This is a genomic window from Haloferax sulfurifontis ATCC BAA-897 (assembly GCF_000337835.1).
Taxonomy (GTDB): domain Archaea; phylum Halobacteriota; class Halobacteria; order Halobacteriales; family Haloferacaceae; genus Haloferax; species Haloferax denitrificans.
Map to the genome: position 1 here is coordinate 31,799 of NZ_AOLM01000011.1, position 23,354 is coordinate 55,152.

General features: G+C 67.9%; 27 protein-coding genes. 15 read left to right on the forward strand and 12 right to left on the reverse strand.

From position 1 onward, the window contains the following. Positions 1-41: 41 nt before the first annotated feature. Positions 42-602: a hypothetical protein gene (locus C441_RS06545; RefSeq protein ID WP_007274405.1), complete on the reverse strand. Its 561-nt coding sequence runs from the start codon at positions 600-602 to the stop codon at positions 42-44. A 156-nt stretch (positions 603-758) separates the two neighbouring features. Continuing rightward, complete coding sequence (gene dph2 / locus C441_RS06550; RefSeq protein ID WP_007274406.1) at positions 759-1,793, reverse strand: diphthamide biosynthesis enzyme Dph2; 1,035 nt, start codon at positions 1,791-1,793, stop codon at positions 759-761. 163 nt (positions 1,794-1,956) lie between these two features. On the opposite strand from dph2, the gene C441_RS06555 reads away from it, so the two are divergent. The 4 genes from C441_RS06555 to C441_RS06570 all read left to right on the forward strand — a co-directional run bounded on the left by C441_RS06555 (position 1,957) and on the right by C441_RS06570 (position 4,385). After that, on the forward strand, positions 1,957-2,610 hold the full coding sequence (locus C441_RS06555) for an alpha/beta hydrolase (protein ID WP_007274407.1): 654 nt from the start codon (positions 1,957-1,959) through the stop codon (positions 2,608-2,610). A gap of 69 nt (positions 2,611-2,679) precedes the next feature. Then, positions 2,680-3,054, forward strand: a complete 375-nt coding sequence (locus tag C441_RS06560) for a YlbF family regulator (RefSeq protein WP_004970619.1) — start codon at positions 2,680-2,682, stop codon at positions 3,052-3,054. A 63-nt stretch (positions 3,055-3,117) separates the two neighbouring features. Then, positions 3,118-3,735, forward strand: coding sequence for a MinD/ParA family ATP-binding protein (locus C441_RS06565; RefSeq protein WP_004970618.1), 618 nt, complete (start codon positions 3,118-3,120; stop codon positions 3,733-3,735). A gap of 26 nt (positions 3,736-3,761) precedes the next feature. Further along, on the forward strand, positions 3,762-4,385 hold the full coding sequence (locus tag C441_RS06570) for an RAD55 family ATPase (protein WP_049920484.1): 624 nt from the start codon (positions 3,762-3,764) through the stop codon (positions 4,383-4,385). A 30-nt stretch (positions 4,386-4,415) separates the two neighbouring features. Here C441_RS06570 and C441_RS06575 read toward each other — a convergent pair whose 3' ends face one another. Together C441_RS06575 and C441_RS06580 are read right to left on the reverse strand one after the other, a co-directional pair. Next, positions 4,416-4,682 carry a hypothetical protein gene (locus C441_RS06575; protein ID WP_007274409.1) on the reverse strand — a complete coding sequence of 89 codons (267 nt, stop codon included), beginning with the start codon at positions 4,680-4,682 and terminating at the stop codon, positions 4,416-4,418. Positions 4,683-4,755: 73 nt separating this feature from the next. Next, positions 4,756-5,688 (reverse strand): FKBP-type peptidyl-prolyl cis-trans isomerase, encoded by a 933-nt coding sequence (locus C441_RS06580; protein WP_007274410.1) that lies wholly within the window; start codon positions 5,686-5,688, stop codon positions 4,756-4,758. A 155-nt stretch (positions 5,689-5,843) separates the two neighbouring features. Between C441_RS06580 and C441_RS06585 the strand changes: the two genes are divergently transcribed. The 4 genes from C441_RS06585 to C441_RS06600 all read left to right on the forward strand — a co-directional run bounded on the left by C441_RS06585 (position 5,844) and on the right by C441_RS06600 (position 8,762). Continuing rightward, positions 5,844-6,323 carry a hypothetical protein gene (locus C441_RS06585; protein WP_007274411.1) on the forward strand — a complete coding sequence of 160 codons (480 nt, stop codon included), beginning with the start codon at positions 5,844-5,846 and terminating at the stop codon, positions 6,321-6,323. A 1-nt stretch (position 6,324) separates the two neighbouring features. Further along, positions 6,325-7,032, forward strand: a complete 708-nt coding sequence (locus tag C441_RS06590; RefSeq protein WP_007274412.1) for a DUF7546 family protein — start codon at positions 6,325-6,327, stop codon at positions 7,030-7,032. Between the two features lie 117 nt (positions 7,033-7,149). Continuing rightward, positions 7,150-8,454 (forward strand): hypothetical protein, encoded by a 1,305-nt coding sequence (locus tag C441_RS06595; protein ID WP_049920485.1) that lies wholly within the window; start codon positions 7,150-7,152, stop codon positions 8,452-8,454. A 20-nt stretch (positions 8,455-8,474) separates the two neighbouring features. Continuing rightward, on the forward strand, positions 8,475-8,762 hold the full coding sequence (locus C441_RS06600; protein ID WP_049920491.1) for a DUF7410 domain-containing protein: 288 nt from the start codon (positions 8,475-8,477) through the stop codon (positions 8,760-8,762). A gap of 24 nt (positions 8,763-8,786) precedes the next feature. On the opposite strand, the gene C441_RS06605 is transcribed toward C441_RS06600, so the two are convergent. The 6 genes from C441_RS06605 to C441_RS06635 all read right to left on the reverse strand — a co-directional run bounded on the left by C441_RS06605 (position 8,787) and on the right by C441_RS06635 (position 14,000). Beyond that, complete coding sequence (locus C441_RS06605; RefSeq protein WP_007274415.1) at positions 8,787-8,999, reverse strand: hypothetical protein; 213 nt, start codon at positions 8,997-8,999, stop codon at positions 8,787-8,789. 441 nt (positions 9,000-9,440) lie between these two features. Further along, positions 9,441-9,674: a hypothetical protein gene (locus C441_RS06615; protein ID WP_007274416.1), complete on the reverse strand. Its 234-nt coding sequence runs from the start codon at positions 9,672-9,674 to the stop codon at positions 9,441-9,443. Continuing rightward, entirely contained in the window at positions 9,671-9,931 is a 261-nt protein-coding gene (locus C441_RS06620) for a cytochrome C oxidase subunit IV family protein (RefSeq protein WP_007274417.1), read from the reverse strand. Before C441_RS06620 ends, C441_RS06615 begins: the two co-directional genes overlap by 4 nt. 10 nt (positions 9,932-9,941) lie before the next feature. Continuing rightward, entirely contained in the window at positions 9,942-12,503 is a 2,562-nt protein-coding gene (locus C441_RS06625; RefSeq protein WP_007274418.1) for a cbb3-type cytochrome c oxidase subunit I, read from the reverse strand. Beyond that, positions 12,500-13,291, reverse strand: a complete 792-nt coding sequence (gene coxB / locus C441_RS06630; protein WP_007274419.1) for a cytochrome c oxidase subunit II — start codon at positions 13,289-13,291, stop codon at positions 12,500-12,502. The genes C441_RS06625 and coxB overlap by 4 nt, the downstream gene beginning before the upstream one ends. Positions 13,292-13,484: 193 nt before the next feature. Further along, positions 13,485-14,000 (reverse strand): DUF6789 family protein, encoded by a 516-nt coding sequence (locus C441_RS06635; protein ID WP_004970606.1) that lies wholly within the window; start codon positions 13,998-14,000, stop codon positions 13,485-13,487. A 114-nt stretch (positions 14,001-14,114) separates the two neighbouring features. Here C441_RS06635 and cyaB point away from each other — a divergent pair, with 114 nt between their 5' ends. Next, the gene (cyaB, locus tag C441_RS06640) at positions 14,115-14,672 is read left to right on the forward strand and encodes a class IV adenylate cyclase (RefSeq protein ID WP_007274420.1); all 558 of its coding nucleotides are present in this window, start codon (positions 14,115-14,117) and stop codon (positions 14,670-14,672) included. A gap of 125 nt (positions 14,673-14,797) precedes the next feature. After that, complete coding sequence (locus C441_RS06645) at positions 14,798-16,006, forward strand: methionine adenosyltransferase (RefSeq protein ID WP_004970604.1); 1,209 nt, start codon at positions 14,798-14,800, stop codon at positions 16,004-16,006. A 72-nt stretch (positions 16,007-16,078) separates the two neighbouring features. Here the strand turns inward: C441_RS06645 and ppk1 are convergent, their stop codons facing one another. After that, positions 16,079-18,550: a polyphosphate kinase 1 gene (gene ppk1, locus C441_RS06650; protein ID WP_007274421.1), complete on the reverse strand. Its 2,472-nt coding sequence runs from the start codon at positions 18,548-18,550 to the stop codon at positions 16,079-16,081. A gap of 277 nt (positions 18,551-18,827) precedes the next feature. Here ppk1 and thiI point away from each other — a divergent pair, with 277 nt between their 5' ends. The 3 genes from thiI (at position 18,828) to C441_RS06665 (ending at position 20,951) form a co-directional block, all read left to right on the forward strand. Next, positions 18,828-20,003, forward strand: coding sequence for a tRNA uracil 4-sulfurtransferase ThiI (gene thiI / locus C441_RS06655; RefSeq protein ID WP_007274422.1), 1,176 nt, complete (start codon positions 18,828-18,830; stop codon positions 20,001-20,003). Between the two features lie 198 nt (positions 20,004-20,201). Next, positions 20,202-20,456, forward strand: coding sequence for a hypothetical protein (locus C441_RS06660; protein ID WP_007274423.1), 255 nt, complete (start codon positions 20,202-20,204; stop codon positions 20,454-20,456). A gap of 42 nt (positions 20,457-20,498) precedes the next feature. After that, on the forward strand, positions 20,499-20,951 hold the full coding sequence (locus tag C441_RS06665; protein ID WP_007274424.1) for a DUF5804 family protein: 453 nt from the start codon (positions 20,499-20,501) through the stop codon (positions 20,949-20,951). Positions 20,952-20,984: 33 nt separating this feature from the next. Here C441_RS06665 and C441_RS06670 read toward each other — a convergent pair whose 3' ends face one another. Beyond that, the gene (locus C441_RS06670; protein ID WP_007274425.1) at positions 20,985-21,905 is read right to left on the reverse strand and encodes a PLP-dependent cysteine synthase family protein; all 921 of its coding nucleotides are present in this window, start codon (positions 21,903-21,905) and stop codon (positions 20,985-20,987) included. A 145-nt stretch (positions 21,906-22,050) separates the two neighbouring features. On the opposite strand from C441_RS06670, the gene C441_RS06675 reads away from it, so the two are divergent. Together C441_RS06675 and C441_RS06680 are read left to right on the forward strand one after the other, a co-directional pair. After that, positions 22,051-22,431: a thioredoxin family protein gene (locus C441_RS06675; RefSeq protein WP_007274426.1), complete on the forward strand. Its 381-nt coding sequence runs from the start codon at positions 22,051-22,053 to the stop codon at positions 22,429-22,431. Between the two features lie 152 nt (positions 22,432-22,583). After that, entirely contained in the window at positions 22,584-23,354 is a 771-nt protein-coding gene (locus C441_RS06680; RefSeq protein WP_007274427.1) for a hypothetical protein, read from the forward strand.

Here is a 23,354-nt window from a genome sequence, read left to right on the forward strand (position 1 = left end):
GTGGCTCGTGGGAGCCGCCTGTCAGAAGCGCCGGCGCGGCGTCAGACCCACGACCGGATGAGGTTGCGACCGACGACGCCGAGTCCGAGCGTGTCGACGACGAACAGGATGACGCCGCCGGCGACGGGGACGAGCGACAGGACCGCCGCGACGAGCGCGCCAACCACGAGCGAGACGCCCAGCGAGGGCGACCCGCTGGAGGCGGTGCCAGTCACGAGCGAGCCGAGGAGGACGGTCGAAACCGCGCCCCCGACGATGCTGAGGAGGATGAACGCGAGGAAGCCCGGAATCGCCACGAGGAGGCCGATGATGGTGATTGCGAGGAGGACGAGGACTATGAGGCCGCCGATGCCGATGCCGAGGCCCCAGAGGAACGACCCGCCGGGGTCGTCCCGAATCTCGGCGATGGCGTCTCTGGTGTACGCCGGGGCCGCGGCGACGAGGATGCCGCCGACGACGAGGTCGACGAGGAAGCTTCCACCGGCGCGGAACACCGGCGAAATCTGCGGTGCGGATTCGAAGTTCTGCGCGGCGGCGGTCCCCGCGAGCGCGAGGACGCCGAGCAGGCTCAGGAGGGCAGTTCGTGTTCGTGGAGGGACCATACGTGTCCGTGAACGGGCGACCCGTATAGGTATTCTGGACGGACTGTAAGGAAAGAGGACATATTCGAAACGAGGCGCGACGAGAGAATCGAGACAGGACGTGACACGCGGCGGCGGCGCGCGCGGTCGTTCACCGGCGTCGTGGAGCGTCCCGGCTTACCAGGTACCGTGGAAGGTGTCGAATTCGAGAGCGTCGAGGGGTTCGTCGCCGACGGCGATGCGGTACTCCTGCGGCGTCAGCATCGGCTTGTGGAACCGCGGGCCGTCGTCGGTCGTGATGCGCGGACAGCCGGTGTTGACGAACGCGTCCATGTCGAAGTTGCGGAGGCGGTCCGGCGTCACCTCGTCCATCGTGAGGAGGTAGGCGTTGTCGTTGTCTTCGAGAATCTCCTCGGCGATTTCCATGCGTCCCTGCCCGATTTTCGTACAGAAGATGACGCCCCACTTCTCGGCGTCCATCGCCTTGTGGACCGACGCGTAGCGCTGTTTCATGAACTTCCGCGTGTCGGCGATGGTGACGACGTTGTTGACGGGGTCGGCGATGACGACGTTCTTGTCGGGGTGTTCCATCGCGAGGCCGAGCGGGTGGAACTTGCCGCCGCCGACGTAGAGCACGTCGTCGGCCGGGATGTCCGCGGAGGCGTAGTTACAGCCGAGAACCTGTCCCTCGTAGGTGAGGCGGTCGTCGCCCTTGCGCGTCTGGACGGTGTAGCCGCGCTCTTCGAGCCAGTCGCACATCTCCTCGAAGCGGTTCATGTGCTGGGCGGTGGTGACGAGGCCGACCTCGTCGCCCTCGATGTCGTCGAGCGCGTCCTCCATGATGGGGAAGGGGTCGACGTTGGAGAAAAGCGGGACGTAGATGATCTTGTCCGACTCCTTCATCGGCGAGTGGCCGAAGTGGACGAACACGTCGGTCCGGCGCATGAGGTAGGTGTCGAGGTCGCACGCGCCGTAACACGGCTGGCCGGAGAGCATGAACGTCACGTCGTCGTCGCAGAGCTGTCGGAGGTCGTCGGCGACGGCCGGGCCGCGGCGCTTCAGTCCCTCGGGGAACTGGAGGCCGACGCGCTTGGCGTCGCGCTCTTCGACGGCTTCGACGATTCGTTCGAGTTCGTAGTCCCACTCCCGGTCGTGCTTCAGCGACATCCCGGTGTTTCGAAGGTCTCCCTCCGAGGAGGCGTCCTGGCTCATTGCCCCATCGTTGCGGACGGAGCCGTTTAACCACCGCGCTTCCCCACGAATGGGCGTCACACACCCGCACGCGGGTCCGACTCGGTTGGCGTCGGCGACGGAGTCACCCGGTTACCCTCCCGTCACTCGGGGATTCAAGGCTCGCGGCGGCCTACCGCCGTCCATGTCCGACATCCCGCTCGAACACGTCCACGTCGAACCGTCGGAGCCGACCGACGGACCGGCTCCCGCCGTCGTCCTGCTCCACGGTCGCGGCTCGAACGAACAGGACCTCCTGTCTATCGCACGGGAGTTCCCCGACCACGTCCACGTCGTGAGCCTCCGCGCGCCCGACCGCCTGCAGGGCGGCTACACGTGGTACGAACTCGACCTCTCGGAGGGCGGACTCCACCAGAGCCAACCGCACGCCGAGCAGTTCGAGCGCTCGCGGACCCTCGTCCGCGAGGCCGTCGCCGGCGCGGTCGAGGCGTACGACATCGACCCCGACCGAATCGGTCTCCTCGGCTTCAGTCAAGGCGCGATTACCAGCCTCTCGCTCCTCCTCGACGACCCCGACGACTACGCGTGGGTCGTCGCGCTCCACGGCTACCTCGCGGACTCGCACGCCGACCTCGAACCCGAGGGCATCGCCGGCAAGCCGGTGTTCGTCGGCGGCGGGTCGATGGACCAGATAATCCCGGCCTCGCGGGTCGAACGCGCGGCCGAGCGACTCCGCGAACTCGGCGCGGACGTGACCGCGAACGTCTACGGCGCGCCCCACGGCGTCGGCCCGGACGAGCTACAGGACGTGGTCGCGTTCGTCGAAGCCCACGTCTGAGCCCCCAGCGGAATCACTCATCCTTCCCCGTTCGGCAGGTTGAAACCGCTCGCACCCCAACGCGCGGCTATGAGCACGCAGACGACGCGGCTCGAAGAACTCGGGCGCGAACTCGGCGAAGCCATCGCCGACCATCCGAAGTACGAGGCCTACGAGGAGGCGAAAGCCGCCGTCGAAGCCGACGACGACGTGCAGGAACTCATCACCGAGTTCAATCAGCTCCGCGAGGAGTTCAACGTGTCCCGGCAGATGGGCGAAGCGACCCAAGAGGGGCTCCGGAAGGTCCAGGCGGCCCAAGAGGAACTCCACTCCGAACCCGTGATGGAGGAGTACCTCCTCGCGCAGGCCGAACTCGTCGGCGAGTTAGAGAAGATTAACCAGGCCATCTCGGAGCCGCTGTCGGTCGACTTCGGCGGCGAGGCCGGCGGCTGTTGTCACGACTGAGGTCGGTTCGACGGACTCGTTTTCGCCGCAGGTTCAAGTACCAAGCCGGGGCCAGCCCCGGCTATGTTGGCAATCGCGGGCGGCAAGGGCGGAAGCGGGAAGACCACCACGACCCTCGGACTGGCGAGCGCGCTCGACGGCCCGGTGCTCGCCGTCGACGCCGACAGGGACATGCCGAACCTCCACGCGATGGCCGGCGTCGAACGCCCGGTGGACGCCGCGCCGGGCGCACCCGTCCGAGAGCCGTCGGTCCGGTCGCATCCGACTGACCCGACCGTCTCGGTGCTACCGGCACCCACCGGGACCGACGACGACGCCTTCGAGCGGTGGCTCCGAACCGCCGCGGACGACGAGCGGCGGGCGGTCGTCGACTGCCCCGCGGGGGCCGGCCCCGACGCCGCCGTCCCGCTCCGCGTCGCCGACGGCGTGGTCGTCGTGTCGCCGCTGTGCGCGCCGGCGCTCCGCGACGCCGCGAAGACGGCCGCGATGGCGCGGGCGCTCGGCACCCCCGTCGTCGGATGTGTCGTCTCGCGGTCACGAATGGCCCCCGAGGCGGTGTCCGACCTCGTGGGCGCACCGGTGCTCGGGACCGTTCCGGAGGAGTCGTCGCCAGTCCTCACTCGTCCGACAGTTCGGGCGGCGTACAGTCGAATAGCCGACAGGATTCCGGGGAAGGAGTAATATGAGTCACCGCCTAACACGTGAGCATGCCTCGACTGGCGACGGGAATCGACGTGCTCGACCGCCAACTCGGCGGGGGCATTCCCGCGGGGAGCATCGTCCTCCTCGCCGCCAACCCGGCCAGCCAGTCTGAACTGTTTCTCCACGAGCTGACGACCACGCGGGGGACGCTGTGGCTGACGACGATTCGCTCCGAGCAGGCGGTCACCGACGCGCTGGAGCGGAACCCGGTCCCGACCGGGAACCCCACCGTGCGCGACGTGGGCGGCGACGCCCCGCTGGACGCCGCGAGCAGTCTGGTCCGCGACCTCCCGGAGGGCGCGAACCTCGTCATCGACGTGGTCGACGTGCTCGAACGGAGCGAGCCGCCCCGCTACCGGCGCTTTCTCAACGACCTCCAGACACACATGGTCAACACGCAGGGGCTGACCGTCCTCCACGGCCTGAAAGGCGAGACGATTCCCGACAACCGCGACCTGACCGAGCACATGGCCGACGTGGTGTTCGACCTCGACACGAAGATAGACGGCTCGGAAATCGTCAACCGACTCGCGGTCCCCAAGTTCCGCGGGGGGCGGGCGCTCGACGAGACCATCAAGCTCCGGCTGGCGGAGCGCGTCACCGTCGACACCAGCCGCGACATCGCCTGAGCGTCGCTTCGGAGGCGAGCCGGCCGGCGTTTAGAACACGAAGAAGCCGAACGTGCCGAGCGTGACGACCGCGGTGAGCGCCATCCACGTCCGAGCGGACAGCGCCGCGCCGCGGGAGAAGACGTAGGCGAAGTACGGTGCGAGCGGGGAGAGACGGTAGACGAACGGCACCTCGATGCCGACGCCGTATTCGAGCGAGAGGGTCAATGCGACGGTACAGAGCCCGGCGACGAGCGCGACTTTCACGTCAGTGAGGTCGCGGAACTGCTCCGTCGCGGCGTCGTCTGGCGAAGCCATGGCTACGAAGCGGTCGGAAGGCGAGTATCAAGAAGCCGCCGGTTCGCCGGGAGAGCGAGGGCGGCGGACTCGCTTACTCTTCGTCGGCGTCGAGTTCCGCGGCGAGTTCGTCGGCGTCGATGTCGACGTCCTCGATTGCCTCTTCGATGTCGGCGCCGCCCGCGCCGCCCATCATACCGCCGAGGCCGCCCATGCCGCCCATGCCGCCCTCGATGGTCTCCTGCACGATGACGCGGTCGATGTCCAGCCGCTGCATGATGTCCTGTGCGATCTGTTGCTTGGAGAACATCCACTGCTGGTTCATCGTCATCTGCGGCGTCGCCTCGATGTAGAGCGTGTCCTTCTCGACGGTGACGGTCTCCGTCTCGGGCTCGGCGTCTTCGTCCTCGTCGTCGTCGGACTCGACGACCTGCTCCTCTTCGACCTCGTCCGTCTGAATCCAGACTTCGGGGGCCTGCTGGAGGTACATCCCGAGGAGGCCGGAGGCCTGCTCCTCGCGGTCGTCGACGAGGTCGAGCACTTCGTACTCGTATTCGAGGTCCTCGCCGGCGAGGGGGTGGTTGAAGTTGACGCGGGCGCGACCGCCGATGATGGTCTCCAGACGGCCCTGGTCGCCGTCGATGGTGACCTGCGCGCCGGGGTAGCGGTCGTCCTCGTCGATCTTGTTGGCGCTGACCGTGCGCACCTCGTCCTCGTCGTACTCGCCGAAGGCGTCGACCGCCGGAATCTCGACGGTACCCTCGTCGCCCGCCTCGGCACCGATGAGGGCCTCGTCGACCTCGGGGAAGACGTGGCCGGCACCGACGATGACGACGCGGGGCTCGAACTCGTAGCCCTCGACGTCTATCTCGGCCTCTTCGGCCACTTCTTTGTCCGTCGTGTCGACGACGTCGCCGTCCTCGATCGTTCGCACCGTGTACGCGAGGCGGACGAAGTCGCCGTCCTGAATACCGGACTCGACCTCTTCATCGACCTGCTCGGCCTCCGCCTGCTGTTCGTCGCTCATACACGCTACGTGACTCGTGCGACCCTTAAGAATCACGTTTCGCCGTCGCGACGCGTTCGAGGCGGCCGACCGCCGGGAACTCGACCCCGAGGGCCGCTGTGTGGTCGAATCGCTTATATCATCGTCAATAGTTATAGAAAACGAGGCGTGTTCACATGGCACAGACTGGCTTGTTCCTCGGGTTCGTCCTCGGCGTCGTACTGCTGGCGCTCACCGTGTTCCTGACCGGCCGCGGCTGGCGACACTACTCCGTCACGAGCGTGCCGATGCCGACCGGTGGCGGCTCGTCGGGGCGCGCGGGCGGAAGCGATACCGAGAGCGGAGCCGCCGCTGGCCGCTGGGCCGACGACCCGACGGTCCTGTCGCTCGTGTTTCTCCTCGCGGCGCTCGGGTTCGGCGCGGTGGCGGTGCTTTTCGTCGGCGGAAGCGCCATCCCCGAGGGCGTGTCGAACGCCGCGGGGCCGGTCCTCGTCGCCGGGACGCTCACCGTCGTCGTCGCGTACCTCTTCTACGGGACGTACCACGCCGCGCGGGGGCGCGGACTGACGCGGTCGCAGGCGACGCTCCTCGGGTCGTGGGTGCTCGGCCTGCTGTCCGTCGTCGGTATCGTACTCAGGTTGGTGGGATTCCTCTGAGATGGCGACCTCGTACGCGGGGCGGCTCGACCCCCGACACGCGCCGCGGCTGTGGTGGCTCGCGGCGCTCTGCTGGGTCGAGGCGCTCGCCGTCGGGGCGTATCTCTCCGCCGCGCCGGAGCGCGTCGAGAGCCTCCGATACCTGTTGTACCCGCTCGTCTGGATAACCGTCGGCGCGGCGGCCGTCCTCTGGACCGACCCGCCGCGGGCGAGCCGTCGGGCGCGACTCGTCGCCGGCGCGGTCGCAGTCGCGTACTTCGTCGTCCTCGCGTCGCTGGCCGGGTTGGTGTCCGTTGACCTCGCCGCGCTTCTCGGCGGGAGCCACGGCCACGTCGCCGCGCACCGCCCGCCCGGCTGGCAGTTCTCGCTCGCCGCGCCGGGATGGGGGCCGCGAGTGGGCTACGCCGGCGAAGCCGTTTCGGCGACGTTCGTCCCGTACCGCGTCGCCGGCTACCTCGCGCTCGCGTACCTCGTCTACGCCGCCGTCCTCGACGCCGCGAAGAGCGCGCTCTCGGGGGCGCTCGGACTCGTCTCGTGCGTCGGCTGTACCGTCCCGCTCGTCGGCGGGCTCACCGCGGGGGCGGCCGGCGGCACCGGCGTCGTGAGCGCGCTCCGGGCGCTCTCGGTCGACATCTCGACGCTGGTGTTCGTCGTCGCCGTCGCCCTGCTCGCGGTCGGGCCGGCGCTGGCGGAGCGGGCGCGCCGATGAGCCGACGCGCCGCGGGGGCGGTCCGCGACGGAGGTCGACGCGGCGCAGTCTGGACCGCGGCGCTCGCGGTCGCTTCGGTCGCTTTTTTCGACGCCGGCGCTCGCGCACGCCGGGTCGCTGGCCGGGTCGCTCCGCTCCGTTCCGGCCCCGTTCTGGCTCGTCGTCGTCTCCGGCGGCGGCGTCGTCTGCGTCTCGTTCCTGCTTTCGGCGTTCGTCACCGACGACGAGACGCTCGACGCCTTCGGGCGCGCAGGCGTTCGAATCGGGGGAGTCGCCGGAGCCGTCACAACCGCGACGGCCGCGCTCAGGCTCCTCGGCGTCGCCGCGCTCGTCCTCGTCGTCGCCTTCGGGCTGTTCGGGCCGCCCGTGGGCATCGCCAACCTCGGCGTCCTGCTCGTTTGGGTCGGCTGGTGGGCCGGGTTCACGATGATCACCTACCTCCTCGGGAACGCGTGGCCGCTCGTGAATCCGTGGCGGACGCTCGGCGCGGCGCTTCGGGGTCGGCTCGGGAGCGAATGGAGGCTGTCGCGGCCGTACCCCGACCGACTCGGGTCGTGGCCGAGCGTCGCCGGCCTGCTCGGACTCGTCTGGCTGGAGGTCGTCAGCCCGCTCGCGGCGAACCCGCGGGCGCTCGCAACCGTGGTCGTCGCCTACACCCTCCTCATCGTCGGCGGCGCGGTCGTCTACGGCGACGCGTGGTTCCGCCGCGCCGACCCCGTGGCTCGGGTGTTCCGGCTGTACGGCCTGCTCGCGCCGGTCCGGCGGGGCGACGACGGCGGCCTCTCGATTTCGGTCCCCGGCGCGGGGCTGGCGCGCACCCGCGAGCGACTCGATGCCGACGACGTGGCGTTCGTCGTCGCGCTCCTCTGGGTGACGACGTTCGACGGCCTCGTCGTCACCACCGCGTGGGGGCGCGTCCTCGACGCCGCGGCTCCGGCCCCCGCGTGGCTCGTGAACCTCGTCGGAATCGTCGCGGGCTTTCTCGTCTTCCTCGGCGGCTACCGACTGGCCGCGCGGGTCGCCCGCGGAACCGCCGACACGTACGTGACCGTCGGCTTCGTCGCCGGCTGGTTCGCGCCCGCGTTGGTCCCCATCGCCGCCGGCTACCACCTCGCGCACTTCCTCGGCTACGTCGTCGGCCTCGCGCCCGCGCTGGTCGCGGTCGCGGCCTCGCCGCTGTCGCCGCCCGCGAACCCCTCGGTGCTGGCCGTCCCGGCGTGGTTCGGCGGCCTCCAGTTGGCGTTCGTCGTCCTCGGCCACCTGCTTTCGGTGTGGGTGGCCCACGCCCGCGCGTTCGACCTCTTTCCGGGCCGCCTGCAACCGCTCCGGAGCGAGTACCCCTTCGTCGCCGTCACGGTCTGCTACACGATGGCGAGCCTGTGGGTCGTCGCCCAACCGACGGTCGGAGGTGTCGCGGGATGAGTCGCGAAGTGAGTCACGGGATGAGTCGCGAAGAATCGGTCGTCGTCCCCGAAACCGCCGTCCCCGACGGCGAGACCGCGGCCGCGACGTGTCCCTACTGCGACCGCCCGTTCCGACACAAGCGACTCCGGGACCTCCACGTCGGCGACGCCCACGAGGGACTGCGCGACGGCGAAACCGCGGCGTACGAGGCGGCGGTCGAGGCCGAGGCCGAAGACCTGTTCGTCTATCACCTGAAGGTCGCCGGCGCGCTCGGCGTGGTCTTCACGGCGCTGTTCCTGCTCGCGGTCGTCGGCTTCAGCTTGTGAACCGCCGTTCTCGTGGCGAGCCGGTCAGGCATGGTCGCCGCCGCCGCGTTCTCCCTCGTGGGGGTCCGGCAGGCGCATCACGACCCCGGTGAGGACGCCGACGCCGACCAGCGCGACGACGCCGCCGACCACGACGAACGATTCGCTCGTGCCGACCGCCTCCGAGCCGAGGAGGACCGCGAGTCCGAGGACGACTGCTCCGAAGGCGGCCGCGAGTGCGACGGTAGTCCGATTCATGCGTAGTGTTACCACGGCAAAGTCAAAGAAGGTACGTGCGAGTGCGGAGGAGGAAAAAGAGATTCTGTCGAAGCCCTCAGTTACGGATAGTTTTCTGCGGTTGTGCTGAATAGAGTGCGCTTAGTTATCGGCAGACAGTTCGTCTCTTTTCACGAGGAGCACTATCGCCATAACCACCGCAAATGTCGTGTGTGACATCCTCAGAGTGTTGGTATCAACTACATCCGAAAACTGAGTTAACACGATAACGAACGCGGAACCATAGAGTAGACACGGAACAATGAGGTAAACGGTAAGCGCCCTGTTTCGTTCCATACCGACTGATTTCTCCGACAGAACGTATATTCGCCGGAGATACGTGTGTTTCCTGCCTGTATCACACAGTTCTATCAGCTTCTAACGAGTTCGACAGAGCCACAGAAAGAGACGAATAGCGCCCAGTCAGGCCGCGTTCTCGCCGGTCGTCGCGGCCGCGACGACGAGCGCGAAGACGGCCACCGCGAGCACGAGGCCGGGGCCGACGACGAGCGGGTCGGTGAGTCCCCCGGGGGCGACGCGGGTCATCATGACGGTCACGCCGACGCCGACGGGGACCGAAAACAGGAGCGCGTAGCCGACCGCGACGAGCGTTTCGCGGGAGCGCCAGCGGGAACGGGAGTCGGCTCGCACGGTCACAGGAGCGAGTACGACGCCGCGAGCGTGAGCGCCAGCGCGGCCGCGAGGCCGATGCCGACCAGATACGTCAGCGACCGCGGTTCGAACCGGAGGTGCTGGAAGTACGCCGCGACCAGCACCGCCTTCGCGGCCGACAGGACGAGGATGACGCCGAAGGCCAGCCAGTAGCTCAGTCCGGCGAACTCGACCAGCACCTGGACGGTCGCCGAGACGAACAACACCGCGTAAATCGCCGTATAGAGTTTCGTTGACACCATTTCTGTCACCTCACAGGATGTAGAACAGCGGGAACAGGAACAGCCAGACGATGTCGACGAAGTGCCAGTAGAGGCCGAAGTACTCCACCGAGCGGCTGTCTTCGAGGTACGCGCCCCGCCAGGCGCGCGCGGTCAGGTACAGTGCGACGAGGAGGCCCGCGATGACGTGGGCGGCGTGCAGGCCGGTCGTGAGGAAGAACGTCGAGGCGCGGACGTTCGTCGAGAGCCACAGCCCCTCGTGGAACAGGTGTTGCCACTCCAGTCCCTTGTTGACGAGGAAGCCGATGCCGAGGACGAACGTCGCCCCGAGGCTCGTCACGACGCCCCACTTGTGTTGCTTTTCGGCCGCGACGAGCGCGAGGACGACCGTGAAACTGCTCGTGAGCAGGATGTAGGTGTTCACGAGCCCCGGAATCGGGTCCGGCGGAATCGGCTCCCAGCCGGTCCAGCCGAAGGCGACGCGGGTGAACACGTACGCCCCGATGAAGCCGCCGAACAGCACCACGTCGGACGCGAGGAATATCCACATCCCGACCTTGCCGTTGTCGATGCCGGCGAAGGGCCACGCCTCGCCCTCCTCGAAGACCGGGCCGTGGAACGGTTCGAGCCCCATGGCGACGAGCGACCCGAGGGTGACGACGCCGCCCGCGACGGCCGTCGTCGCGTAGGCGGCCCCGACCATCCCCTCGGGGAACGCGGCGTCCTGAAGCGGCGAGAGGCCGAGGAGCACGAGGAACGCGCCGGCGGAGAGGACGAACGGCCAGATGCTCGCGTGGCTCGGCCCCTCGACTTCGGTCGCTTCGGCCGTCGAGAGGGCGGTGGCGACGGTCGTCGTCGCCGAGGCCGTCACGCCGCCGTCGGAGACGGCCGCGCCGGTCGGCCCGCCCGCGCGGTCCTCGCTCGGCGCGACCTCGCCGGTGTCGAGGAATTCGAGGTGGCCGTTTCGGTAGGTCGGCGTCCCGTCGAAGTTCTCCAGCGGCGGCGGCGACGAGACGGCCCACTCGGCCGTCGTCGCGTACTCCCACGGGTTGTCGGGCGCGGGGTCGCCCGCGAAGGCGCTCTTGAACAGGTTGTAGAACATGATGAGAAACGACAGCCCGAGGACGAACCCGCCGACGGTGGCGAGCTGATGCCACGGCGCGAGTTCGGGCGCGTAGTCGAACACGCGGCGGGGCGTCTCCCACGCGACGAAAAGCGGGAAGTACAGCAGGTTGAAGCCGACGAAGTAGACGGCGAAGTGGAGTTTGCCGAGGAACTCGTCGTACATCCGGCCGGTCATCTTCGGGAACCAGTAGTAGAGGCCGCCGACGAGCGCCGTTACCCCGCCGACCATCACGTAGTGGAAGTGGGCGACGACCCAGTAGGTGCCGCGGAACTCGTAGTCGAGGACGACCGCGCCGAGGAAGACGCCGGTGATGCCGCCGATGATGAACAACAGGAGCGCCCCGAAGACGAACAGGAAGGGCGTCGTGAAGCGAATCTTCCCCTTCAGCATCGTGTAGATGAGCGCGAACACCATCAGGTCGAACGGAAGGGAGATGCCGATGGTGGTGATCATGAACAGGGTCTTGACTTGGAGGTTGATGCTCGTCAGGAACATGTGGTGCATCCAGACGGCGAAGCTCTGGATGGCGACGAGCACCATCGCGAGGATGAACCACTTGCGGCCGACGATGCGGCGGCCGGTGAACGTCTGGAACACCTCGGCCATGACGCCGAGCGCCGGGAAGAAGACGATGTACACCTCGGGGTGGCCGAAGAACCAAAACAGGTGCGTCCACAGGAGCGCCCCCGCCGGCGACTCCATGGCGAAGTAGGTCGTCCCGAGCAGGCGGTCCGACGAGAGCACCAAGAGCGCCGCCAGAAGCGCCGCGAAGGCGAAAAGCATCATCCAGACCGTCAGGAGAATCGTCCAGCTGAACAGCGGGAGGTTCCGGAGCGTCAGCCCCTCGGCGCGCATCCGGTGCATCGTCGTCAGGAAGTTGACCGACGAGACGGTGACGGAGGCGACGAACAGCACGAGCGCCAAGACGGCCGTCGATGCCCCCACGTCGGGCGTGAACGTCGGGACGTTCAGCGGGGCGTACATCGTCCACCCGCCGGAGAACGTCCCCCCTTGGAAGAACGAGACGCCGAACAGGATGCCCGAAAAGAGATACAGCCAGTACGACAGCGCGTTGAGCCGCGGGAACGCGAGGTCCTTCGCGCCGAGTTGGAGCGGGACGACGTAGTTGGCGAAGCCGAACGCGAACGGCGAGAGGAACCAAAACACCATCAACAGCCCGTGAGCCGAGACGGCCTGATTGTACGCGACGGGCGAGAGAATCCCCTCGCCGAGCGCCCGCGGGGCGAGCAGTTGGACGCGCATCAGCCACGCGAGGACGCCGCCGAGCACGAGGAAGAAAAGCGACGTGACGATGTAGAGGATGCCAACGTCCTTGTGGTTCGTCGTGACGAACCAGCGTTTGATGCTCCCCGTGCCGGGGAAGTCGTGAGCGTGGTCGTCGCCGCCGTGGGCGACCTCGTGGCCGCCGTCGGTCGCGGCGTCCCGCTCGGGAGACGCGTCGGTCATGGGACCACCGCCGGTCGGAGGTTCGATTGCGCGGCGACAGACGCGTCGGCGCTCGACTCGTTCGCGGCCGCGCTATCGGCGGTCGCGTTCTCCGCGGTCGCGTTCGCGTACCACGCCTCGTACTCGTCGGGCGGCATCACGATGACCTCGGCGGACATGTAGGAGTGGCCCGCCCCGCAGAGTTCGTAACACTGCGCGGTGTAGGTCCCCGGTTCGTCGGCGGTGAACCACGTCTCCGTCTCCTGTCCGGGGATGGCGTCGGACTTGACGCGTAACTCCGTGACGCCGAAGTTGTGGAACACGTCCGCCGTGGTAATCGTCAGTTGGACGGGCCGGTCGGCGGGGACCCGGAGCACGCCGTCGGTAGTGTGGCCGTTCGGGTAGGTAAAGCGCCAGCCGAACTGGTAGCCCTCGACCTCGACGTCGAGCGACTCGTCGTCGGCGGGTCCCTCCTCGACGTACAGGAGCGTCAGGTACGTCCACGAGACCAGCGAGACGACGATGACCATGCTCATGAAAAACGAGGTGAACAGCTTTCGGCCCCCGCCGCTCCCCGACGGGAGTTCGCCGAGAACGAGGCGGTTTCCCTCGTCGGCGCGGCCCTTTCCGGAGCCGGAGCGATACTTGTACGCGTTGTAGAGCATGTACCCCACGACGACGACCCCGACGAGCGCCCCCAAAAGCAGGAACACCTCGAAGATGCGTTCGAAGACGAACGCGCGCGTCCCCCGCGGGACCAACCCCGACTGGAGCGGGAACGCGGCTGTCAGTGCGAGTTCCGTGACCATTGATAACACCACCCAAATAAGATAATTAACGTTCGTGATGATTATTGTTTCGGAGAAGCCGGGTCAGATGGTGTCGAGCGGCCGGTTCCGGCCGTCCGCGGCGACGGTCGAACAGAGAAGAGACGCCGGCTGGGCGAAAAGCGCGGACGGCAGTGGGGGCGGCCAACAACGGCGACCGCGCCCGCGGTGACGCTCAGACCTCGTGTTGCGGGATATCCGCGAACAGGTCGAGCACGTAGCCGAGCGAGAGGCCGTACACCCAGTGAGCCAGAAGCGAGAACACGAGGAACGAGGCAATGACGAACGCGTCCGCGGGCGGCCAGAACGCCGGCACGAACCCGACCCAGTAGAGCGTCGCGAACGACACGCCCCGGAGGTATTTCGGCGACTCCGGCGGGAGGAACGCGCCGACGACGACGAACGTCACCGGGAGGACGACCACCCCGCCGATACCGAAGAGGAACGCCCCGAGCGCGAACGTCGGTTCGTAGCCGAAGAACGCCGCCATCCCGGCGAACCGCGTAATCGGCTCGGTCGTGAAGAGACCGAGGAGTTCGGGGATGCCGACGAGGACGGGAAGCATCAACACCGTCCCGACGAAGCCGCCGGCCATCGCGGTGAGGATGACGTTCCCCGTGATTTCGTAGTCGGCTGTCTCGCCGACGTGCTGTTCTACCGCGGTGGCCGGGTTCGGCGTCTCTTGGCTCATACTCCCGTCATACTACGGGTTCTTTCATGATAAAAGGTAACAAATGCCGTGGTTCCGAGGGGTCGCCGACGCGAGTCACCGAGGTTTTTGCCCTCCGAACGCGCCCGTGAGAGCATGTACGAAGTCGAGGTCAAGGTCCGCGCGGACCACGGCGCGGTTCGCGAGCGACTCGACGCGGCCGGGGCCGAACAGGTCAACCGCGTCGCCCAGACGGACACCTACTACGACGCCCCGCACAGGGACTTCGCCGAGACCGACGAGGCGCTCCGCCTCCGGCGCGAGTCGCGCTACGAGGGCGGCGAACTCGCCGACGAGGAGACGGTCGTCACCTACAAGGGACCGCTCGTGGACGAGTCGTCGAAGACCCGCCGGGAGTACGAGACCGGCGTCGAAGACGGCGAGACGATGGACGCCATCTGCGAGGCGGTCGGCTTCGAACCCGCCGCGACCGTCGAGAAGGACCGCGAGCGGTTCGCCCTCGACGGCTACACCGTCTCGCTCGATTCGGTGTCGGGCCTCGGCGAGTTCGTCGAGGTCGAAGTCGAGGTCGAATCCGGCGTCGACGACGCCCGCGAGGGCGCGTTCGCCGTCCTCCGGGTGCTCGGTCTCGACCCCGACGACCAGATTCGGACCTCCTACCTCGGGATGTTGCTCGGCGCGCCCGAGGAGTAGGCGGCCTCCCGGCCCGCGGGCGTCGGTTCTCTCGGCAGATACTGCCCGAGCATACTCTCAAGTAATACGACGGTGGCCAAAGGTTTCCGCAAGTTATAGAACCGCCCGCCGGGTACGTCCCGCCAATGAGCGACCGAAATATCCGCCTCGAATCCGCCGACAAGCGCGCGGTCGAGGACCAGGAGGTCGAAATCGTCGAGCGAAAGGGTATCGGGCACCCTGACTCCATCTCCGACGGCATCGCCGAGAGCGTCTCCCGCGCGCTCTCGAACCTCTATCTCGACCGCGTCGGCAAGGTGCTTCACTACAACACCGACGAGACACAGCTCGTCGCCGGCACGGCCGCGCCCGCCTTCGGCGGCGGCGAGGTCATCGAGCCCATCTATCTCCTCATCGTCGGCCGCGCCACGAAGGAGTACGACGGCGAGAAGATTCCCGTCGACTCGACGGCGCTCCGGGCCGCCCGCGAGTACCTCAACGAGAACATCCCCGGGCTCGACGTGGGCACGGACATCATCGTCGACGTGAAACTCGGCGAGGGCTCCGGCGACCTCCAAGACGTGTTCGGCGAGGAGACCCAGCAGGTCCCGATGGCCAACGACACGAGCTTCGGCGTCGGCCACGCCCCCCTGACCGAGACGGAGCGCATCGTCCTCGAAGCCGAGCGCGCTCTCAACGGCGCGGCCTACGGCGACGACCACCCCGAACTCGGACAGGACATCAAGCTCATGGGCAAGCGCGAGGGCGACGTCATCGACGTGACCGTCGCCGCCGCGATGGTCGACAAGCACCTCGACGACATCGACGACTACGTCGCCGCCGTCGACGACGTGCGCGAGTTCGTCACCGACCTCGCCACCGACTACACCGACCGCGAGGTCAACGTCGAGGTCAACACCGCCGACGACTACGAGGAGGGCTCCATCTACCTCACGACGACCGGCACGTCCGCCGAGCAGGGCGACGACGGCTCCGTCGGCCGCGGCAACCGCGCTAACGGCCTCATCACGCCCAACCGCCCGATGAGCATGGAAGCAACCTCCGGCAAGAACCCCGTCAACCACATCGGGAAGATTTACAACCTGCTTTCGACCCACATCGCCGAGACGGTCGTCGCCGAGGTCGACGGCATCCGCGACCTGCAGGTCCGCCTGCTCTCGCAAATCGGCCGCCCCATCGACGAACCGCACGTCGCGGACGCGAAGGTCATCACGGACGACGGCGTCACCGTCGCCGACATCGAAGACGAGGTTATCGCCATCATCGACCGCGAACTCGCGAACGTGACCGACATCACCCGCCGGACCATCGAAGGCGAACTCAGCACGTTCTGAGGCGTCGCCTCGCGGGGTCTCGAAAACAGAGACAGAACACCGACCGCCGCGTCGCCCGCGCGGTCGACGACGCTACTCCTCGCCGTAGTACTTCTCGACCAGCCGCGCGGCCGCCTCGGCCGTCTTCCGGTAGTCGCGGTCGCCGTCGGGCGTCCGAACCGCGAACTCGTAGTGCCGACTGCTCGGCACGTACCACTTCTCGGGATAGCTGTCGAGGACGTACTGCGGGTCGCCGTTCGTCGGCGCGCCCGCGTCAGCCTCGACGACGGGTTCGGCGCTCTCGTCCTCGTCACCGTCCTGCGACTCTGCCCCGTCTCGCGGGGCCATCACGGACGGGTCGGACTCCACGAGGAGCGTCTCGGGCACGTCCGGGTGCGACGCCGAGATACCGCGGTGGACGCCGGGCGTGTTCGACGCCGCGAGCGTCTGGTCCATCAGAATCTTCTGCATGCTAATCTCGTGGTCGTCGCCGGGGGCGCGCTGGTCGTAGGTGCCGTCGGCGTGCATCTCCCACGCCTTCCGGTTGTCGGCGAAGCCGAGTTCGAGGACGAACCGCAACTGCTCGCGGATGTCGGGGTCCTCGACGGGCGCGATGGCCTCCACGCGCTTGTCGAGGTTGCGGGTCATCCAGTCGGCGGAGCCGATGTAGTAGTCCGGGTCGCCCGCGTTCTCGAAGTAGAAGATGCGGGAGTGTTCGAGGAAGCGGTCCACGACGCTCCGGACCGTGACGGTCTCCGAGACGCCCTCCAGACCGGGGCGGAGCCGACAGATGTCGCGGACGAGCAGGTCGATGTCGACGCCGGCCATCGACGCCTCGTACAGCTCCTCGACGATGCCGGGGTCTTCGAGCGCGTTCATCTTGGCGACGATGCGGGCGTCGCGGCCGGCACGGGCGTGTTCGGCCTCCCGGCGGATGCACTTCGTGAACTCGTTTCGCATCGTCACGGGCGCGATGAGGAGCTTCCTGAACTCCTCGTCCAGCGAGGGGCCGGTGAAGAAGTTGAACACCTTCACGAGGTCCTGTCCGATGTCGCGGTCGGCGGTGAGGACGCCGAGGTCGACGTAGCCCTTCGCGGTCCCGGAGTGGTAGTTGCCGGTGGCGACGTGGGAGTACAGCCGGACGCCGTCTTCCTCCTCGCGGACGACGAGCGCGGTCTTCGTGTGCGTCTTCAGGCCGATGGTGCCGTAGGCGACGTGGATGCCCTCCTCTTCGAGGCGACGGACCCATTCGAGGTTGTTCTGCTCGTCGAACCGCGCTTTGAGTTCGACCATCGCCGCGACCTGCTTGCCGTTGTCGGCCGCGTCGATGAGCGCCTCGATGACCTTCGAGTCCGAGGCCGTCCGGTAGATCGCGGCCTTGATGGCCAGCACGTCGGGGTCGTTTGCGGCCGCGTCGAGGAACTGCTGGACGGTGTCGCCGAAGGAGTGGTACGGGTGGTGCAACAGCACGTCCTTGCGGCGAATCTCGTCGAAGATGGTGTCGCCGTCCTCGCCGGCCGCCTCGGGGGAGGACGCGCCCGAGCCGATTCCCGCGTCGGCCGCGCCGAGGTCCGAAAACCGCGGGTGCGGCTGGGGCGTCCACGACGCCAGCGAGAGGTCCGGGCGGTCGAGGTCCGTGAGGTCCATCAGTTCGCGGTAGTCGAGCGGCCCGCGGAGTTCGAACACCTCGCGGTCGTCGAGGCCCAACTGCTCGACGAGGAGGTCCCGCGCGGCCTCGGGCGCGTCGGCCTCGATTTCGAGGCGGACCACGGTCGCGAAGCGGCGCTGTTCGAGCACCTCCTCAATCATGTCGATGAGGTCCTCCGCGACCTCCTCGTTCCGGCTGACCTCGGCGTTCCGCGTCAGCTTGAACACCGCGGTGTCGACGACCTCGACGTTCGGGAACAGCAGGTCGAGGTTGGCGCGGATGACCTCCTCCAAGAGGACGTACCGAACCTCGTCGCCGTCGGTGTCGACCTCGACGAGCCGCGGGCGGTTCTGCGGAATCTTCACCCGCGTGAACGTCTGGTCGCCGTCGTCGTCGTGGGTGACGACCGCGAGCGACAGCGAGAGGTTCGAGATGAACGGGAACGGGTGCGCCGGGTCGAACGACAGCGGGGTGAGCGTCGGCAACACCGAGAGTTCGAAGTAGTCGCGCATCTCCGCCCGCTGGTCGGGCGTCAGCTCGTCGTAGTCGCAGATGCGGATGCCCTCCGCGGCGAGCGCCGGGCGAATCTCCTCGCGGTAGCACGCGGCCTGCCGCTCGAACATGGGCCGGGCCTTGTCGATGGCCTCCTCCCACTGCTCGCGGGGCGTCCGGCCGTCGGTCGTCCGCTCGGTCACGCCGGCGTCTATCTGCTGTTTCAGCCCGCCGACGCGCTTCATGAAGAACTCGTCTAAGTTCTTCGTGAAGATGGAGAGAAAGCGGACCCGTTCGAGAAGCGGGTTCCGGTCGTCGAGGGCTTCGTTGAGCACGCGAGACTGGAACTCCAGTTCGCTCAGCTCGCGGTTGAGGTAGTACTGCGGGTCGGCGAGGTCGATGTCGGCTGGCGACTCGTCGGTCATTGGCATCGAATGTGCGTCGGGGGGCGTCGGTGAGCGGGGCGTCGAGCGAGCGTCGGATGGGCTCGAATCGACGGCGGGTCGTTCGGCGGTCGTACGAGACAGAGACGGGGTGAAATCTATTAAGCGGTTTATATTGTTTCGCCGTCTGTCTACAGTTCAGTAAATTGTACTATTTACAGATATATAACACTAATAGCGGCCGAGGGAGCCCTGTCGCGCCGGGCGCGAGCGCCCCGTGAAACGAGACGCTGAAGGGTGCCGGCGGAGAACGTCGACCGTGAATCAGACGGCGCACGTCGTCCTCGTCGGCTACGGCGAGGTGGGCACGAAGAGTTCGAGCGTCCGGGCGAAGATGGAGGCCAGACTGCGGACGAACCTCCAGGCGGTCCTCGACGACCGCTCGCTCTCGGGCCGCGTCGAGCGGGAGTGGTCCCGCCTGCTCGTCCGCGACGTGGCCGACGCCGACGCCGTCGCGGCCGCCTGCGCCGAGGTGCCGGGCGTCGTCTGGGCGCGCCCCTGCGTCGCCTGCGACCCCGTTCTCGACGACATCGTCGCGGTCTGCCGCGGCCTCGCGTCCGACCACCCCGACGGGGCGGCGTTCGCCGTCGACGCCGACCGCGTCGGCGACGCCGACCGACACGCGTTCACGAGTTCCGACCTCGAACGCGAGGCCGGGAGCGCCGTCGTCGAGGCGACCGGCGCACCCGTGAACCTCGACGACCCCGACCGGACCTACCGAATCGAGTGCCGCGAGGAGACCGCGTATCTCTCCGTCCGGCGGTTCGACGGCCCCGGCGGACTCCCGCTCGGGACGCAGGGGCGGGCCGTCTCGCTCGTCTCCGGCGGCATCGACTCGCCGGTGGCGACGTGGGAGCTGATGCGCCGCGGCTGTGAAATCGTCCCCGTCTACGTCGATTTGGGCGACTACGGCGGCGCGGACCACCGCGCGCGGGCCATCGAGACGGTGCGGACCATCGCCCGCCGCGCCCCGAACGCGGACATGCGAGTGCACGTCGTCCCCGCCGGCGACGTGGTCGAGCGACTGATGGAGGCCGTCGACGACACCCGGATGCTCTCGCTTCGGCGCGCCATGCTCGCCATCGCCGCCGAGATCGCCACCGACGAGCACGCCCACTCGCTCGTGACCGGCGAATCGCTCGGCCAGAAGTCGAGCCAGACCGGCGAGAACCTCGCCGTCACCGAGGCCGCGGTCGACTACCCCGTCCACCGCCCGCTTTTGACCCGCGACAAGACCGACATCGTCGCGGCCGCCCGCGACCTCGGCACCTACGACGACTCGACGCTCCCCGTCGGGTGCGAGCGCGTCGCGCCGAGTTTCCCCGAGACGAACGCCTCGCTGTCGGCCGTCGAGGCCGCGGAACCCGACGACCTGTTCGACCTCGCGGTGGAGGCCGCCCGGGAGCGGGTGGTCGTCTCGCCGGACGGCGAGTGAGCGTGGAAGCGCGAGGTGGGGGTCGCCGACGAGGGACCCGAGGACGGTCGCCGCCCGACCCATCGGGGTGCGATACCGGAGCACACACGAACCGTGCAAACGACAACCATAGTCACGAATAGGCGACTGTTTAGGACCGTTTCGAATGAACAATCGCACAAAAATGGCTTTATTTACCGTGAGCGCTAGGGTTCTCCCATGTCGAAAACATCGCGTCCCGGTCGCGGACACTCCGGCCCCGAGTGGCGCGTCAGCCATCGGGCGTCGCAGACCGACTGGAGCGACACCGTCGAGCGCTGCGCGGCGTGTCACGCCCGCGTCGACCTGAGCGAACCCCACTATCAGGTCCTCCTCGAACGGGACATCGACAAGCCCGGGAAGATAACCCTCGAACGCGAGCGCCTCGTCTTCTGCGACGAGTCCTGCGCCGCCGAGTGGGAATCGACCGCCTGAGTACCGGAACCGCTTTACCGAGTCCGGTCCCTCCCTCTCGACGTGACGCAGGTCTGTATCGTCGGCGCGGAGGACGTCCACCTCCAGTACGAACTGCTGTCGCGCGACACCGCGCGCGCGGCGCTCTCGACCTACGACATCTCCGAACCGTTCGACAACTCGCTTTCGGTCGACACGGTGAGCCTCGGCGCGGCCGTCTCGCTTCTCAACGACCTCAACTGGTATCTCGTCCGGTTCGCCGACTTCTCTCTGGTCCGCGAGCCCTCCGTCTCGGCCGACGAGTGGCTCTCCCGCGACCTCGCCCGACAGATTCGAGACGGGAAGGTCCAGCCCGAAGACACCGGCGACCACCTCGCCATCTACGGCGTCGAAGAGGGCCGCCTCGTCGAGCCGATGTACGTGACGCGCGTCGACGGCTCGGTGCCCGACTACGACCTCAGAGACGTCGAGCGAACGCTCGTCGTCAGAGTCGCGGAAGACGAGTTCGGTCGGTAAGCGAGGCGACCGGCGAAAAGCCGCTCTGGACCGCTATTCCTCGGCGTCGAACATCCCGGTCGACATGTAGCGCTCGCCGGAGTCCCAGAAGACGGTCACGACGAGCGGTTGGTCTTCCTCGTCGGCCTCGGGGTCGGCGAGTCGCTCTGCGACGCGCTTGGCCGCGAGGAGCGACGCGCCGGACGACTGGCCGGCGAGGATGCCCTCCTCGCGGGCGAGGCGGCGACACTCGGCCTCGGCGTCGGCGAGTTCGACGATTTCCACGTCGTCGAGGAGGTCGGTGTCGAGGTTGGGGCTGACGAAGCCCGGCCCCATCCCCTGGAAGTCGTTGTTTCCGACCTCGTGACCCGAGAGGACGGCGCTCTCGGCGGGTTCGACCCCGACGACGCGCATCGAGGGGAACTCCTCGACGAGGCGGCGGCCGTTGCCCGAAATCGTGCCGCCGGTGCCGATGCCGGCGACGAAGGCGTCGATGCGGCGGTCGCCCACCTGTTCGAGAATCTCCTCGGCGGTCGTCCGGTAGTGCGCCTCGGGATTCGCGGGGTTCTCGAACTGCCGGAGTTGGTACATGCCCTCAGCTTCGAGTTCGTCGGCGCGGTCCTTCGCGGCGGAGATGTCGCCGTCGACGAGTTCGATGGTCGCCCCGTAGGCGCGCATGATTTCGCGGCGCTCGGGCGACATCGAGTCCGGCATGACGATTGTGAGGTCGTAGCCCTTCGCCGCCGCGACGACGGCGAGTCCGATACCGGTGTTCCCGGACGTGGGTTCGACGAGGTGGTCGCCCGGCGAGATGTCGCCCGCCTCCTCGGCCGCCTCGACCATCGCCAGCGCGGGGCGGTCCTTCGCCGACCCGCCCGGGTTCTTCGACTCTATCTTCGCCGCGACCGTCGACCCCTCGGGGGAGTCGACGCGGACCAGCGGCGACCCGATAGCGTCGAGGATACTGTCGTCCATCGACCCTCCGTTGACGGCGGGACACTAAACGACTGGCGGAGGCGGACGATACGGCCACCGTCTCAGGGAGAGACACCGCCGCGCGCGGACGGCGAGCCCCGCCGCGAGCGCACCCGTTAAATCCGCGCGGCCGGTACGCCCTGTCATGGCTGAAGCCGAGACGCTCGAAACGATGCAACCGAACCCCGCGTGGGACGCGGCCTCGTACCCCGACGTGGTCGACGCCCTCGCGGCCGAGGAGTACACGTTCAAGGTCTGGGGCGGCGACTGGTGCGGCGACTGCCGCGGACAGCTCCCCGACTTCGCGGCGGCGCTCGACGCCGCCGGCGTCCCCGCCGAGCGAATCGACCACTACCCCGTCGAGAAGGCCGACGACGGCTCGAAGGTCGGCCCGCTCGTCGAGGCGTACGACATCGAACTCATCCCGACGGTCGTCGTCGAACGCGACGGCGAGGAGGTCGCCCGCTTCGTGGAGGAAGAAGACGTTCCGATTGCGGCCTACCTCGCAGAGCGGCTCTCGAACTGAGCGTCTGTTCCGGTTTTTCGTTTTCTCGAACTCACCCAATCCGCCCACACAGTCGAATCCCCCGATTCAATCGAATCCGCCGAAACCGTGATACGACACCCGCGGGTACGGCGATGCGATGCGACGAGCGCAGTTGTCGCGGGAGTCGGAAGATGCCTGAGAAACGCGGTGGGGACGCGGGTGAGCGCCCGGACGACGGTGACGAACCGCGGCACTATCTCCTCGACAGCGACGACTACCGCCGCGACCTCGTTCCGGTGTTCTCCGAAGCCGTCCCCGTCGCAAGCGCGGTTCGGGTGGAACTCGACGAGAGCTGTCTCGACGGAGCGTACGGTGAAGACGACATCGAGCGATGTTTCGAGGCGCTCACAACCGTCGAAGCACTCGACCCCAAGCGCCCGGACGACGGGACCCGCGTCTTCTCTCTCGACCGCGACGGCGAGGACGCGCTGTTCGCGCTTCTCGACGCCGCGACGACGATGGTCGGGGAGAACTTCGTATTTCGCCTCGCGCTCCTCGACGAGCGCGGCGACGAACTGCTCGTGGCGATTCCCCACGAGTCGATGCTCTGGGGCGAGTCGCCGCCGCTCCCCGAGGCGGCCGTGGCGTCGATTCGGGACCTGCTCACCGACCGAGTCGGTGTGTTCGCGGCGTCGACGGTCCACGAGCGCTGGGAGACCGACGACCACGCCTACCGCTTCGAAACCACGGCAATCGTGCAATCGACGCTGGACCGGAAGACGAGTCTGACGTACTGTTCCGCGCTCTCGGCGCGCCGTCTCGACGTCGTCGACGGAACGACGCTCGTCTTCGACACGCCGATGGGAGAGAAAGTCGTCCCGTGTGTGACCCGCGAGCGCGCCGAGCGAGTCGCAAACACGGTGCGGTCGTTGCGGCGGCGGTACGACGGGACGCGACTCTGA

Excerpts from the sequence above, each read along its gene's own strand:
- C441_RS06545 (WP_007274405.1), bottom strand. The coding sequence starts at position 602 with ATGGTCCCTCCACGAACACGAACTGCCCTCCTGAGCCTGCTCGGCGTC.
- dph2 (WP_007274406.1), bottom strand. The coding sequence starts at position 1,793 with ATGAGCCAGGACGCCTCCTCGGAGGGAGACCTTCGAAACACCGGGATG.
- C441_RS06555 (WP_007274407.1), top strand. The coding sequence starts at position 1,957 with ATGTCCGACATCCCGCTCGAACACGTCCACGTCGAACCGTCGGAGCCG.
- C441_RS06560 (WP_004970619.1), top strand. The coding sequence starts at position 2,680 with ATGAGCACGCAGACGACGCGGCTCGAAGAACTCGGGCGCGAACTCGGC.
- C441_RS06565 (WP_004970618.1), top strand. The coding sequence starts at position 3,118 with ATGTTGGCAATCGCGGGCGGCAAGGGCGGAAGCGGGAAGACCACCACG.
- C441_RS06570 (WP_049920484.1), top strand. The coding sequence starts at position 3,762 with ATGCCTCGACTGGCGACGGGAATCGACGTGCTCGACCGCCAACTCGGC.
- C441_RS06575 (WP_007274409.1), bottom strand. The coding sequence starts at position 4,682 with ATGGCTTCGCCAGACGACGCCGCGACGGAGCAGTTCCGCGACCTCACT.
- C441_RS06580 (WP_007274410.1), bottom strand. The coding sequence starts at position 5,688 with ATGAGCGACGAACAGCAGGCGGAGGCCGAGCAGGTCGATGAAGAGGTC.
- C441_RS06585 (WP_007274411.1), top strand. The coding sequence starts at position 5,844 with ATGGCACAGACTGGCTTGTTCCTCGGGTTCGTCCTCGGCGTCGTACTG.
- C441_RS06590 (WP_007274412.1), top strand. The coding sequence starts at position 6,325 with ATGGCGACCTCGTACGCGGGGCGGCTCGACCCCCGACACGCGCCGCGG.
- C441_RS06600 (WP_049920491.1), top strand. The coding sequence starts at position 8,475 with ATGAGTCGCGAAGAATCGGTCGTCGTCCCCGAAACCGCCGTCCCCGAC.
- C441_RS06605 (WP_007274415.1), bottom strand. The coding sequence starts at position 8,999 with ATGAATCGGACTACCGTCGCACTCGCGGCCGCCTTCGGAGCAGTCGTC.
- C441_RS06620 (WP_007274417.1), bottom strand. The coding sequence starts at position 9,931 with ATGGTGTCAACGAAACTCTATACGGCGATTTACGCGGTGTTGTTCGTC.
- C441_RS06625 (WP_007274418.1), bottom strand. The coding sequence starts at position 12,503 with ATGACCGACGCGTCTCCCGAGCGGGACGCCGCGACCGACGGCGGCCAC.
- coxB (WP_007274419.1), bottom strand. The coding sequence starts at position 13,291 with ATGGTCACGGAACTCGCACTGACAGCCGCGTTCCCGCTCCAGTCGGGG.
- C441_RS06635 (WP_004970606.1), bottom strand. The coding sequence starts at position 14,000 with ATGAGCCAAGAGACGCCGAACCCGGCCACCGCGGTAGAACAGCACGTC.
- cyaB (WP_007274420.1), top strand. The coding sequence starts at position 14,115 with ATGTACGAAGTCGAGGTCAAGGTCCGCGCGGACCACGGCGCGGTTCGC.
- C441_RS06645 (WP_004970604.1), top strand. The coding sequence starts at position 14,798 with ATGAGCGACCGAAATATCCGCCTCGAATCCGCCGACAAGCGCGCGGTC.
- ppk1 (WP_007274421.1), bottom strand. The coding sequence starts at position 18,550 with ATGACCGACGAGTCGCCAGCCGACATCGACCTCGCCGACCCGCAGTAC.
- C441_RS06660 (WP_007274423.1), top strand. The coding sequence starts at position 20,202 with ATGTCGAAAACATCGCGTCCCGGTCGCGGACACTCCGGCCCCGAGTGG.
- C441_RS06670 (WP_007274425.1), bottom strand. The coding sequence starts at position 21,905 with ATGGACGACAGTATCCTCGACGCTATCGGGTCGCCGCTGGTCCGCGTC.
- C441_RS06675 (WP_007274426.1), top strand. The coding sequence starts at position 22,051 with ATGGCTGAAGCCGAGACGCTCGAAACGATGCAACCGAACCCCGCGTGG.
- C441_RS06680 (WP_007274427.1), top strand. The coding sequence starts at position 22,584 with ATGCCTGAGAAACGCGGTGGGGACGCGGGTGAGCGCCCGGACGACGGT.